Source organism: Peristeroidobacter soli (assembly GCF_004138485.1).
Taxonomy (GTDB): Bacteria; Pseudomonadota; Gammaproteobacteria; order Steroidobacterales; family Steroidobacteraceae; genus Steroidobacter; species Steroidobacter soli.
In genome coordinates this window covers 1961424-1974184 of the sequence record NZ_ML142848.1, presented here as the reverse complement: position 1 = coordinate 1974184, position 12761 = coordinate 1961424, and the positions used below count along the sequence as shown (strand labels likewise).

At 61.2% G+C, this 12761-nt stretch carries 12 protein-coding genes and 1 tRNA gene; 9 read left to right on the top strand and 4 right to left on the bottom strand.

Going from position 1 to position 12761, the window contains the following annotated elements; all coding sequences use genetic code 11:
- Positions 1 to 60 precede the first annotated feature (60 nt).
- The gene (locus EKO19_RS08275; RefSeq protein WP_129775850.1) at positions 61 to 2346 is read left to right on the top strand and encodes a S9 family peptidase; all 2286 of its coding nucleotides are present in this window, start codon (positions 61 to 63) and stop codon (positions 2344 to 2346) included.
- A gap of 105 nt (positions 2347 to 2451) precedes the next feature.
- Complete coding sequence (locus EKO19_RS08270) at positions 2452 to 3090, top strand: putative Ig domain-containing protein (RefSeq protein WP_129775849.1); 639 nt, start codon at positions 2452 to 2454, stop codon at positions 3088 to 3090.
- A 16-nt stretch (positions 3091 to 3106) separates the two neighbouring features.
- On the opposite strand, the gene dapB is transcribed toward EKO19_RS08270, so the two are convergent.
- A complete protein-coding gene (gene dapB / locus EKO19_RS08265) occupies positions 3107 to 3916 on the bottom strand; it encodes a 4-hydroxy-tetrahydrodipicolinate reductase (RefSeq protein ID WP_129775848.1) in 810 nt (269 codons plus the stop codon).
- 306 nt (positions 3917 to 4222) lie between these two features.
- Here dapB and EKO19_RS39775 point away from each other — a divergent pair, with 306 nt between their 5' ends.
- Positions 4223 to 4528 (top strand): AAA family ATPase, encoded by a 306-nt coding sequence (locus EKO19_RS39775; protein ID WP_217705179.1) that lies wholly within the window; start codon positions 4223 to 4225, stop codon positions 4526 to 4528.
- Positions 4426 to 5451, top strand: a complete 1026-nt coding sequence (locus tag EKO19_RS08260) for an ATP-binding protein (protein WP_217705178.1) — start codon at positions 4426 to 4428, stop codon at positions 5449 to 5451. Before EKO19_RS39775 ends, EKO19_RS08260 begins: the two co-directional genes overlap by 103 nt.
- Positions 5452 to 5829: 378 nt before the next feature.
- On the opposite strand, the gene EKO19_RS08255 is transcribed toward EKO19_RS08260, so the two are convergent.
- Entirely contained in the window at positions 5830 to 6111 is a 282-nt protein-coding gene (locus EKO19_RS08255; protein WP_129775847.1) for a Rossmann-fold NAD(P)-binding domain-containing protein, read from the bottom strand.
- Between the two features lie 119 nt (positions 6112 to 6230).
- Between EKO19_RS08255 and EKO19_RS08250 the strand changes: the two genes are divergently transcribed.
- Positions 6231 to 6800: a T4SS efffector SepA family protein gene (locus tag EKO19_RS08250; RefSeq protein WP_129775846.1), complete on the top strand. Its 570-nt coding sequence runs from the start codon at positions 6231 to 6233 to the stop codon at positions 6798 to 6800.
- A gap of 14 nt (positions 6801 to 6814) precedes the next feature.
- Here EKO19_RS08250 and EKO19_RS08245 read toward each other — a convergent pair.
- Positions 6815 to 6890: transfer RNA gene (locus EKO19_RS08245), tRNA-Phe, on the bottom strand.
- Between the two features lie 376 nt (positions 6891 to 7266).
- Here EKO19_RS08245 and egtB point away from each other — a divergent pair.
- The 4 genes from egtB to EKO19_RS08225 are packed head-to-tail and all read left to right on the top strand — an operon-like array spanning position 7267 to position 11479.
- Entirely contained in the window at positions 7267 to 8550 is a 1284-nt protein-coding gene (gene egtB / locus EKO19_RS08240) for an ergothioneine biosynthesis protein EgtB (RefSeq protein WP_129775845.1), read from the top strand.
- 14 nt (positions 8551 to 8564) lie between these two features.
- A complete protein-coding gene (egtD, locus tag EKO19_RS08235) occupies positions 8565 to 9536 on the top strand; it encodes an L-histidine N(alpha)-methyltransferase (protein ID WP_129775844.1) in 972 nt (323 codons plus the stop codon).
- Positions 9537 to 9595: 59 nt separating this feature from the next.
- A complete protein-coding gene (gene otsB / locus EKO19_RS08230; RefSeq protein WP_129775843.1) occupies positions 9596 to 10354 on the top strand; it encodes a trehalose-phosphatase in 759 nt (252 codons plus the stop codon).
- A 3-nt stretch (positions 10355 to 10357) separates the two neighbouring features.
- Complete coding sequence (locus tag EKO19_RS08225) at positions 10358 to 11479, top strand: carboxylate-amine ligase (RefSeq protein ID WP_129775842.1); 1122 nt, start codon at positions 10358 to 10360, stop codon at positions 11477 to 11479.
- A gap of 73 nt (positions 11480 to 11552) precedes the next feature.
- Here the strand turns inward: EKO19_RS08225 and EKO19_RS08220 are convergent, their stop codons facing one another.
- Complete coding sequence (locus EKO19_RS08220; protein ID WP_129775841.1) at positions 11553 to 12716, bottom strand: acetate/propionate family kinase; 1164 nt, start codon at positions 12714 to 12716, stop codon at positions 11553 to 11555.
- Positions 12717 to 12761 lie beyond the last annotated feature (45 nt).

The window sequence follows — 12761 nt, the reverse complement described above, 5'->3', positions numbered from 1 at the left end:
ATGTCGAAGGATCTTCACACATCGCACGCCGGCCGGGGCAATAGTATACGATATACATCCATGAGAACCCTCGTCATCGTCTCGCTCGCCGCTGTGCTAGCCACACCGCTGATCGCCGCATCCGACCCCTCGGCGCTTCATCGCTCGCTCTCGCTTCGCGACGATTGGATGTATCTCACTCGTGACCTCGCCGATCCCGCCGAGTGGTCGCATGAGGGCAAGCGGTTTCACTATCGCAAGACGGTCGAGGGCGGTTTCGCTTTCGTTGAAATCGATGCACGCACGCAGAAACGGCGCGCACCTTTCGACGCGGGCAAGCTGGCGGTCGCGCTGAGCGACGCAACCAAGCAGAGCTATCAACCATTGCGCCTGCCGTTCGACAGCTTCGAATACGCCGATGAGAACCGCGCGATCACTGTAACGATTGGAGAGGAGCGTTGGACGTGCGGCATCGTGAGCTATGCCTGCCACAAGGCCGAACCCGCGGACACCAATCGCCCGCGCGCATTCGGCGTGGTCCGCGATCTGGACGTGCCAGCCGACAATCGTCCGCACAAGTCGCCCGACGAAAAGTGGGAAGCATTTGTCGAAGATGACAATGTCGTGGTCCGTGCCGTGGGCTCGAAGGATGCGACCGCGCTCAGCACCGACGGAACGCCCGGCGACTTCTATGATCCTGAAACGCTCGCCTGGTCACCCGATTCGACCCGACTCATCGCCTATCGTGTGCGACCGGGCTTTCACCGCATCGTGACTCGGGTCGAAGCGGCGCCGTCGAATCAACTGCAACCGGCGTTGCGCACGCAGCTCTATCCCAAGCCCGGCGATCCGGTCGACGTCGAACAACCGGTCTTGTTTCATGTCGCCGAACGCCGCCGGATCGAGATCGACAACGCGCTGTTTCCCAATCCCTATGAGATGTCCAAGCCTGAGTGGCGCAAGGATGGTCGCACTTTCGTCTTCGACTACGAACGACGCGGGCACAGCCAGGCACGAGTCATCGAGGTGGACGCTCGCAGCGGCGTACCGAGGGCTGCAATCACCGAAGACGCCACAACCTTTGTTTATGCGGACCGTCGCTATCGACACGATGTCGGCGACGACGCTCGAGAAATCGTTTGGATCTCCGAGCGCGATGGCTGGCGGCACTTGTATCTCGCGGATACTGCGACGGGCACGCTGAAGCAGATCACTCGCGGCCCCTGGATCGTGCGCGATGTGCTCAAAGTGGACGACGCCAAGCGACACATCTGGTTCTCGGCGAGCGGCATGGATGCTGGCAAGGATCCATACTTCAAACACGTGTTCCGCATCGACTTCGACGGCGCCAATCTCACCCGACTGACCACGGCAGACGCCACTCACGAGGTGCGCTTTGCGCCGGACCTGTCCGTCTATGTCGATACCTATTCGCGCGTGGACTTGCCGACGGTGTCCGAGCTTCGCCGCGCCGACGGCACGCTGATTACGACGCTCGAGCGCGGCGACATCTCACGCTTGACCGCCGCTGGCTGGAAGGCGCCCGAGCCGTTCGTGGCCAAAGGACGCGATGGCTCAACTGACATCTGGGGCCTGATCGTGCGTCCTCGCGACTACGATCCGGCGAAGAAATATCCCGTGCTCGAAAACATCTACGCCGGCCCGCACGACAGCTTCGTGCCCAAGAGCTTCTGGCCGTTCGACTTCCATTCCGGCGGCGACAAAGCGATCGGCATGCAGGCACAGGCCGACCTCGGCTTCATCGTCGTGCAGATCGACGGCATGGGCACGGCGAATCGATCCAAGGCGTTTCATGACGTCACGTGGAAGAACCTCGCGGACTCGGGCTTCCCCGATCGCATTCTCTGGCACAAGGCGCTCGCCGCTCGCGATCCCTCGTACGACATCAGCCGCGTCGGCATCTACGGCGCCTCCGCCGGCGGCCAGAGCGCGCTCAATGCACTGCTGTTCTATCCCGATTTCTACAAAGCGGCGGTTGCGTACGCAGGCTGCTACGACAACCGAATGGACAAGATCAGCTGGAATGAACAATGGCTCGGCTGGCCCGTCGATGCGAGCTATTCAGCCGCGTCCGGCGTCGCCAACGCCGCCAGGCTGCAAGGCCAGCTCCTGTTGATCGTCGGCGAGCAGGACTCCAACGTGGACCCGGCGTCGACCATGCAGGTCGTGGATGCGCTGATCAAAGCGGACAAAGATTTTGAATTGCTGGTGGTTCCGGGCGGCGAGCACAGCGTGGGTCGGTCGACAGGGCCGATTCCTTATGTTCAGCGGCGGCAGTTCGAGTTCTTCCTGCGGTCATTGCAGGCTCCGCGGAACCAATCGCCGGGAGCCGGTCCAAGTCCCTAGACTGCCGATCGGCGGGGCCGGAACGCTGTGACTGCCTTCATCGTAAAATATTCGTGTGTTATCTACCCTCTCCGGGCCTGACCGAGACGCTGCCCGGAGATGACGATGCGAAGCCTTCTGCTTGTTTTCTGCCTGCTGGCGGCTGGTGCCGAGGCTGCCACTCCATCGAATCGAGCGCCAACGATCAGTGGCACGCTCAGCAATTCGCAGGTCGGCGCCGACTATTACTTCATGCCCAAGGCCAGCGATCCGGATGGCGACACGCTGACGTTCTCGATCAGCGGCGCACCAGGCTGGATGCGCTTCCGCGCGAGCGATGGCCGGATCGTCGGGCAACCCGATACCGAAGGCATCTTTTCGAACATCGTTATCAGCGTACGCGACTCACACGGCAACACCGCGAGCCTGCCGCCGGCCACGATTACGATCACGGGGTCAGCTGCGCGCGCGGGTGCGGGTGTGCAGCGCTCGTTGGCGAAGGGCACGGGCACGGCGACACTGACCTGGGCGGCGCCGACTCAAAACGACAACGGCACATCGTTGGCCAATCTGGCCGGCTATCGCATCTCGTATGGCACCAGCGAGACCGCGCTCACTGAGAACATCGAGCTACCGAATCCCGCCGCCAGCGGCTACGTCGTGTCGAATCTCGCGCCGGGCACCTATTACTTTTCGGTGCGCTCCTACAACTCGCAGGGCAAGGAGAGTGCTCCGTCGCCTGTGGTGAAGAAGGTGGTCAAGTGAAGGCGGCTCCGAGCCTTCAACGATCCAGCTTCAGATCGAGAATCGATTCCAGACCCTGATGCAACCCGACCAAACGCGGCACGGCTTTTATCGCCAGCAGCGTTCCTGAAATGTAAGGCTCGGCATGACTGCCCGCTTCATGCCGGATGATGAGACGCTCATGAGAGCGTCCGAAAATAACTTCGAATCCGAATACATGACCCGGCAAGCGCACCGCATGCACCTGCGTGCCTTGCACGGTCGCACCTCGCGATCGGGAATCACCGACGAAATCGTCCGCCGCGATCGCATGCTGTGACGGACCTTGCGATGCCATTCTGTTGGCGAGCTCACGCGCTGTGCCGCTGATCGCATCGATCTTGTCGTCGTGCGCGTACTCGATGATCTCCCAACTCTTGATGTATTTGGCCGCCGCCGTCGCGAACACCTGAGCCAGCACGGCGGTGATCGCGAAGTTTCCGTGAACGACACCGACCTTGGCTCGCCGCGCTTCCTCATCAAGCTGCGCGTACTGTTCAGCCGTGATACCGGAGCTGCCGACGATAACGTGCTTGCCACCAGCGATGGCAGCTCGGACGTTCTCGAACGCCGCTGTCGCTGAGGTGTAGTCGACCAACACGTCGAACGAATCGCTCGCCAACGCCTCCACCACCGACGCACGAATCTCAACTTCGCAATCGCACCCGAGCACCTGACCTACCTTCTGTCCCGCCGCTGAGCGCGCAACAGCGGCGGCCAGCGTCAGATCGTCGTGCGCGAGGATTTCGGTGGCGAGCAGACGGCCAACGTCGCCGGTGATTCCGGCGAGACAGATTCGGATCGACATGGGTACCTCGTTGACGCGCGGCGGTTGGGCCGCGGCAGTTATAGTCTATTTAGCTATGCGTACCGTGGCCTGGCATGTGCATGACTTACACCAAGCGTTGGCATCCATTTTTGCACCGCGCTCACGAAAGTTGAATATGGCTGAAAGAATCCGCGCCCATATCGTCTGCAATTTTCACTTCCGAGTGGCGATTAACTGTCCAATCGACGCCGCGGCACCAAACCGCGGAGGTGATCCCAATTGGCCGCCAATCCATTCCCAATTAGCCGTTGCCGCGCTCCCAATTAGCCGCTACGCTGATCAACCATGGCCGCTTATCCCCGTCATGTCGAAACCCGCATCCGACTTGCGTTGCGCGATACTCGAGTCGTCGCAATCACCGGCCCCAGACAATCAGGCAAGACGACGCTCGCACGACGTTTCGCGCGACAAGGCCGTTCGTACGTCACGCTGGACGATCCCGCGACTCTGGCCGCAGCCAAGAGCGATCCCGTGCGTTCATACGAGAATTGGATCGAGCGGTTATCGATGAGGTACAGCGCGCTCCTGACATTCTTCTGGCAATCAAACGCACCGTGGACGAGGACAGGCGTCCCGGTCGTTTCCTCCTGACCGGCTCCGCGGACCTTTCCACGATAGCGACAGTTCGCGAATCACTGGCAGGTCGCATCGAAACGATTCCGCTCCTGCCTCTGTCAAGAAGTGAATTGCTGCGGCGGAAACGGACCCAGTTCATTGATAGCGTGCTTGGAGGCACGGTACCTCAGCCAGCCGAAACAATGAGTTCCGACAGGCTCGTGCAGATGGTTGCAAGCGGAGGCTATCCAGAAGCGCTCGCCAGGAAGACGGAGCGGCGCCGGCAGGACTGGCACCGTGCCTATATCGAATCCATCGTGGACCGGGACGTCCCGGAGATCGCGTCCCTGGCGCGCCCTAACCAGATCCCTCGACTTCTGCAGTTCGCCGCTCAATACGCCGGCAATCTGCTCAACCTCTCGGAGATCGGCCGCTGCGTTGCCCTCGACCACAAAACCACCGATAGTTACCTGCGAGTTCTGGAACAACTCTTTCTCTTACGCCGCCTCCCGCCCTGGTCACGCAACGAACTCTCCAGAATCGTCAAGACACCCAAATTGCATTTTGTAGATTCCGGTCTGCTGACTTCTCAACGCGGCTTCACCGTCGCGCGCATACGTAAAGAGCGAGGACTACTTGGCCCACTTCTGGAAGGATTCATTTTCACGGAGCTTCTGAAACTTTCCTCGGTATCACAGCAACGAGTCAGCTTGTTTCATTTCCGCGACCGGGATCAGAACGAAGTCGATTTCGTGCTGGAGAACGCGGAAGGACAGATCGTAGGAATTGAGGTGAAGTCAGCCGCGACGATCGCGCGCCGTGACTTCTCAGGGTTGGACCGGCTCGCGTCCATCGCCAGTGAGCGCTTCGTGCAAGGAATCGTCCTGTACGACGGCGAACGCCCAATATCATTTGCGGATAACTTGCGAGCAGTTCCATTCGCAAGCGTCTGGGCATGATCGGACGAACGCATGCCCCGAAACTCTCTGAGCTCTCAGGCTTCATATTGACGAGGGAAATCGTCGACTGGGTAACCCGCAGAGCGGCCGAACAAGGGACATCAAGCTCGGCGATGTGCGCAGCGGAAAGCGCGCCCCAGGAAAGTGGACCAGGGTCCGACCCTGCACTGGCGCAGGCACGCAACGCGTTCTGCTCAGAAAGTTCTGCTGATGGCGACACACGCGGAGAAGGCACAGAAGCGCTGCACCCGTGCGTTCGACAACGCACTGAAGGCACTCAACACGGCGGCGAATGATATTGAGCGGCAGTTCACTGCTCCGTTGGAGCAGGGCACGCATTCCGAGCTGTGCAAGGAAATCCGCGCGCACATCAGGTCGCTAGACAAGGACAAACGCGATGGCGGCTCGGACGTTCTCGAACGCCGCTGTCGCTGAGGTGTAATCGACCAACACGTCGAACGAATCGCTCGCCAACGCCTCCACCACCGACGCACGAATCTCAACTTCGCAATCGCACCCGAGCACCTGACCGACCTTCTGTCCCGCCGCTGAGCGCGCAACGGCGGCCGCCAGCGTCAGATCGTCGTGCGCGAGGATTTCGGTGGCGAGCAGGCGGCCAACGTCGCCGGTGATTCCGGCGAGACAAACACGAATCGACATTAAGACCTCGCTGGGCAGTGCGTGACCTTCTCAGCGTAACAAACCGGGCGATCTGCTCCTTGATTTATACATATGGCTCCATATACTCGTATTTTCGTATGTTTGAACGGGGATTTTCGATGCCCACTATTACGATTAGCGAGGAATCGCTGGCCATCTTGCAGCGCTATGCTCGACCTTTCGTCGATTCCGTGGATGTGGCTATCAAAAATATGGATGGGCTTATCCAGAACAGCGCTGCGGGCGCCGCCAGCGCCCTGCCGGCTGAGACCAGCGTCGCCGAGCGGCGGATCGATCCGCGCGACCTCCCCAAGCTCACCCACACGAAATTGCTGGATGCCTCGATTGGCGGCGCGTCGCTTTCCCGTCCGAACTGGAATCGGCTCCTCGAAGAAACGGTGCGCCGGGCAATCAGACAGGTCCGAGACTTCGACAAGCTCCGCAGGATTTGCCCTGTGAATATGATCAAGGGCAGAAAGAACGACGAGGGCTACACCCACTTGGCGGACATAGACATCTCTGTGCAGGGACAAGACGCGAACGGGGCTTGCCGCGGCGTCGTTACCGCAGCTCAGGCGCTGGGCCTCGAACTCAAAATCGAACTCATGTGGCGACCGAAGGAAGGCGCCAACTTTCCCGGCGAACGCGGCCGGCTACATATACCGGCGGCAAAACGCACAGCCGCTTAGCGAATGGGTCTGAATGGTGGCCGGGGTCGGAATCGAACCAACGACACGCGGATTTTCAGTCCGCTGCTCTACCAACTGAGCTACCCGGCCAACTGGGTGGGCCCGGACGAGGTCGGGGCCTGAAGAAGGTCGCTGCGGCGGCATGCGCCGAAGCGGGCGCGTATTAGAGCGGGGGCTTGGCGAGGCGTCAAGAAAAACGAGTGGTTGAGGGCGAAATTCGGCCCTTACCCGATACCCGCATGGCGGTTGCATACCGATTCCGGCCACAAATGCGCACGGAAATGCCGGCGCTAACTGTCAGGTTTGAGGTTCTATACTCTCCGGTCCGCGGGTCCGCGGCTAACCCCTCGGTTTACTTGGGTTTGCAACTTTTCGGTGCGACCGGGCGTTGTTGGGGGCGACTCCTTGGGACAAGGGTGGCGCATCCCGGCAGGCATCCAGGTCCACATATATAAGGAGTCCATTCATGGCAGCGGTATACCCGGCAGCCACTCCCGTCCCTGATCGCTCTCACGAACCCCTGGCCTGCCGCTATACCCGCATCCGCGAGGCGTCGGTGGGCATCTGCAGCCCGCTGGAAGTCGAGGACTACGTGGTGCAGAGCATGCCGGACGCGAGCCCGGCCAAGTGGCACCTGGCGCATACCAGCTGGTTCTTCGAGCAATTCCTGTTACGCCCCTTGTTGAGCGGCTATCAGCCCTTTCAAGCCGGGTTCGAGGTGCTGTTCAACTCGTATTACCAAGCCGTCGGCCCCATGCACCTGCGGCCGGAGCGAGGCTTGCTGACGCGGCCGACGGTGAAGGAAGTGTTCGCGTATCGCCGGCATGTCGATGAGCACATGCTGAAGCTGCTCGAGGCGCGCAGCGAGGACGACGAGCAGTTCGAGCCGCTGATCACGCTGGGCATGAATCACGAGCAGCAGCACCAGGAGTTGATGTTCACCGACATCAAGCACCTGTTGTCGAAGAATCCCTTGCTGCCGGCCTACACCCGTAAGCCGCAACCCGCCACCGAAGTGCGCAGCTGCGGGCCGTTGCAGTTTCTGACGTTCGAAGGCGGCGTTCGCGAGATTGGCGCCACCGGCAAGCACTTTTGTTTCGACAACGAGACCCCACGTCATCGCACTCTGGTGGAACCGTATGCGCTCGGCGATCGCTTGATCACCAACGGCGAATATCTGGAGTTCATGCGCGACGGCGGCTATCGCCGCGCTGAATTCTGGTTGTCGGACGGTTGGAGTACGGTGACTCAGGAGGGTTGGGCGCGGCCGTTCTACTGGACGCCGGCGCTCGATGCTGAATTCACATTGCGAGGCTTGCAGGCCCTAGATATGGCGGCGCCGGTCTGTCACTTGAGTTACTACGAAGCGGACGCGTTCGCGCGCTGGGCCAATGCGCGGCTGCCGACTGAAGCCGAGTGGGAGCTCGCCGCCGAATCGTTGCCGGTCCGCGGAAACTTATTGAAGACCGACATGCTCAAACCTCTTCCGGCCGGCGATCAGCCCGGCTTGAAACAAATGTTCGGCGATGTGTGGGAGTGGACCGCATCTCCTTATGTCGCGTATCCCGGTTATCGCGCGGCGAAAGGTGCGCTCGGCGAGTACAACGGCAAGTTCATGTGCAGTCAGCTGGTCCTGCGCGGCGGCTCGTGTGTGACACCGGCCGATCACGTGCGCGCGACCTATCGCAATTTCTTTTATCCGCAATCTCGTTGGCAGTTCATGGGCGTGCGCCTGGCACGCGACCTGTAATCGAAGGAAGAACGATGGCAAAGCATCCGAGCACCGCCCCCGCCAAATCCACGCAAGACGCACTGACCAACGACGTTCTCGACGGGCTGAAAAAAGAGCCCAAGGAATTGTCGGCCGTCTGGTTCTACGATGAACTGGGCTCGTTCCTGTTCGACAACATCTGCGAGCTGCCCGAGTACTACATCACTCGCACCGAACTGCAGATCATGCACGGCCATGCGAATGAGATGGCACAGTACATCGGCCCGGACGCGGCGCTGATCGAGTTCGGCAGCGGCACCAGCATGAAGACTCGTCTGCTGCTGGATCGATTGGAGAGTCCGCTCGCCTACGCCCCGGTCGATATTTCGCGCGAACATTTGTTTGCAGCGGCGGGCGCGCTCGCGAAGGATTACCCCCATCTGCACATCGTGCCGGTCTGCGCCGACTTCACGCAGAACTTCGAGCTGCCGAATTTCATCCGCGCCGCCGAGCGTCGCATCGTTTATTTCCCGGGTTCGACCTTGGGCAATTTCGATCGCCCTCAGGCGCGGGCCCTGCTGGCTCGCATGCGGGATCTGGTGGGTAAGAATGGCGCGGTGCTGATCGGCATCGATCTGCGCAAGGACCCTCGCGTCCTCGAGCGCGCTTATGACGATGCCGCTGGCGTGACAGCGGAGTTCAACATCAACGCCCTGCGCCACGTGAATCGTGAGCTCGGCGCCGATTTCGACCTCGACGCCTTCGATCATCTCGCCGTGTGGGTCGAGAACGAGAGCCGCATCGAGATGCATCTGGTCAGCAAGAAGGAACAGACCGTGCACCTCGGCGGCGAGAAAGTCCGCATCGGTCGCGGTGAACATCTGCGCACCGAGTATTGCCACAAATACACACTCGACACCTTCAACGAACTGGCCGCGACCGCCGGCCTGGCGGTGAAGCGTGTGTGGATGGATCCGAACAAGCTGTTCAGCGTGCAATTGCTGGAGCCGGCTCGACTGCAATAGAACTACCGACGGACCTGCGGAGTTGAGCCAGGAGGCAAAGCCACGTATGGTCCACGGTCATGTCGGAATCCGCTCCTAACACGCAGGGGTGGGCGCTATTCCTCGATGTCGATGGCACGCTCCTGGAGCTTGCCGAGACGCCACAGGGAGTGCACGTGCCCACCACCCTCAAACATTTGCTCGAAGCCGCTCGCTGGCGCCTCGATGGAGCGCTGGCGCTGGTCAGTGGCCGCAGCCTCGCGAACCTCGACAATCTGTTCTCGCCGCTGAAATTCATCGGCTCGGGCGTGCACGGATGCGAGCGACGCACCGCCGATGGGCATGTGCTACGCCCCGAAGTGGACGCGGCATTGATCGCACGTGTGCGCAATCAGCTCGCCGATTTCGTGCGCGGGCATGAAGGACTCTTGTTGGAAGACAAACACTACGCGGTCGCGATGCACTTTCGTCGTGCACCGGAGATGAAGGATGAGGTCTATCGCATCATGAACGAGGTTCTGGTGCAGCTCGGTCCGACCTTCGCCTTGCAGGCGGGCAAGAGCGTGCTGGAGTTACGGCCTGGCGCGTGGACCAAGGGCAGCTCCATTACGTCCTTCATGCAGGAAGCGCCGTTCATAGGCCGCACGCCGGTATTCATTGGCGATGACGTCACGGATGAGGATGCGTTCGAGGTGGTGAACGAAATGAATGGTGTATCGATTCGCGTAGGCCAGGCCGCCGCGACGTGCGCGAAGCATCGGCTGGGCGGTGTCAGCGAAGTGTTGCGCTGGTTGCAGACGGTGCCTCCCGTCATCCCGCCGTCTCAACCCGCCCCGTAATTCATGTCGTTCGATCACTCATTTGGCATCGAGGAAGAGTTCTTTCTCGTCGATGCCTCCACGGGAATGCTCGGCGCGCCGGCGCTCGACCGGCTCATGGATGACGCGCGCGCCAGGCTCGGCGATGTCGTCACGTCCGAACTGTTGCAATCACAGATCGAGATCGCGTCGCCGATTCTGCGCAGTCACTCGGAAGCGCGCGAAGTGATGTCGCGGACTCGGCGGGTGTTGAGTGAGGTTGTCGCGGGTCATGGATTGCAAATTCTTGCGGCCAGCACGCATCCGTTGGGGGTGTGGCAAGAGCAGCTCGTTACGGAGAAGCGGCGCTATGACAAGCTGATCGCGGACTTCCGCATCGTCACTCAGCGCAATCTGGTGTGCGGGCTGCACATTCACGTGGCCGTCCCCGAGCAGGTCGATCGCATCGACGTGATGAATCGGGCGATGCGTTGGTTGCCGGTGTTTCTGGCGTTGAGCACGTCGTCGCCATTTTGGAATCACCGCGTCACGGGCTTGCTGAGCTATCGGCAGGCGCTCTACGACGAGTGGCCACGCAGTGGCATTCCGGATTTCTTTCACGACGAAGCGGACTATCAGGCGTTCGCGGATCGCTTGCGGGCGGCCGGGGCGATCGGCGACTCGTCGCAGTTATGGTGGGCGATCCGGCCGGCACTGCGCTTTCCGACGCTGGAGATGCGCATCGCCGATGTTTGTACGCGGCTGGAGGATGCGCTGGCGATCGCGGCGTTGTATCGCGCGCTGGTCGCGACGTTGGTGGCCAATCCGGAGATGGGGAAGGAACGAAGCACCCATACCCGGCGGCTCATCGACGAGAATCGCTGGCGGGCGAAGCGGGATGGGGTCAAGGCGGAGTTCATTCTCGAGTCGTCCAACGAGGCGGTGCCGTTGGCCAAGGTCGTCGGCGATTTGATCGAGACCTGCGACGAGCAGATCGAGCGGCTCGGCTGCCGCGAGGCGCTCGCCCCTATCGAGCGGATTCTCAGCGAAGGCACCAGCGCGCATCAGCAGCTGAAGATTTATAACGACAGTCGCGCGGCTGGCGATGAGAGCGTTGAGGCGCTGCTCAAGGTTGTGGAGTGGCTCAAAGCCACCACGTTGAGCTGATGCTGGTCGCGCCACGCACTGGTGCAGGCGCGTTGCGCCAGCCTTCGGCAGATGCGGAGGCACTCGGCGAACGTCAGTGACCCAACGCGGCGGCAGTGGCGCGAGCCATCGCAAGCTCCTCGTCGGCTCGCACAGCGAGCAAGTGCACGCGCGAGCCGGCTGCACTGAATATCGCGACGGGATTGTCATTCGTGAGTTTGAGTGCATCGTTGCTCGCGGCATCCAGCGCTACGCCCATGAACTCCAGCCGCTCCGAACACCGGCGCCGAATCAGCGCACTGTGCTCTCCGATGCCCGCCGTGAACGCGATGACATCCACACCGCCCATCTCCGCCGCATAGGCGCCGATGTATTTCCGAATCCGATGCACATACATCGCAATGGCAAGCTCGCAATCCTGATCGCCCGCACCCGCGCGGCGCTCGATCTCGCGCATGTCGTTCGTTCCCGCCAGCCCTTTCAAACCGGAACGTTTGTTGAGCAAATCGTCCAGCTCATCGGCGTCGAGGTGTCCTTCGCGACGCAGCTGTAACAGCACGCCTGGATCGACATCGCCCGCTCGTGTCCCCATCACCAGGCCTTCGAGCGGCGTCATTCCCATGCTCGTATCCACACTGCGCCCGCCCTCGATGGCAGTCACACTCGCGCCATTGCCAAGATGGCAGGAGACGATACGCAGCCCATCGCTTTTCAAATATCCCGCGACACTCCGAGCCACATGCGCATGATTGATGCCATGAAAGCCAAAGCGCCGGATTCCGAACCGCCGCCGGACATCGGCCGGCAGCGCGTACTCACGTGCATGAGCAGGCAGCGTCGAGTGGAACGCGGTGTCGAACTCGGCGAAGTGAGGGATATCAGGCAGCGCAGCCCGCGCGCGATGAATCGCCGCGAGCGCAGGCGGATTGTGAAGAGGGGCCAGGTGATTCAACTGCTCGATCTCGCCGAGCACGGCATCGTCCAACCGCAAGGTCTCGCGAAACTTCTCGCCGCCATGAACGATGCGATGGACCACCGCCTCGGGTGCCGCCGACCGATACGCCGCCAGCAATTCATCGACCGCACCGGGCAAATCGATGCCCTGCCTCAACTCGCGCACCTCATTGCCGGCATGCAGCCGCGCGTGATCCGAGCCGATGTTCTCGACATGCATTTCTTGCAGCCGCCGGCCGTGCGCCGTATCGATGAGGGCGCTTTTGACCGAGGAGCTGCCGCAGTTCAGGGCGAGGACGCGCATGACGGAAAAATACCACCCTCCGGTGCGGGCTTGTACACTCCACCG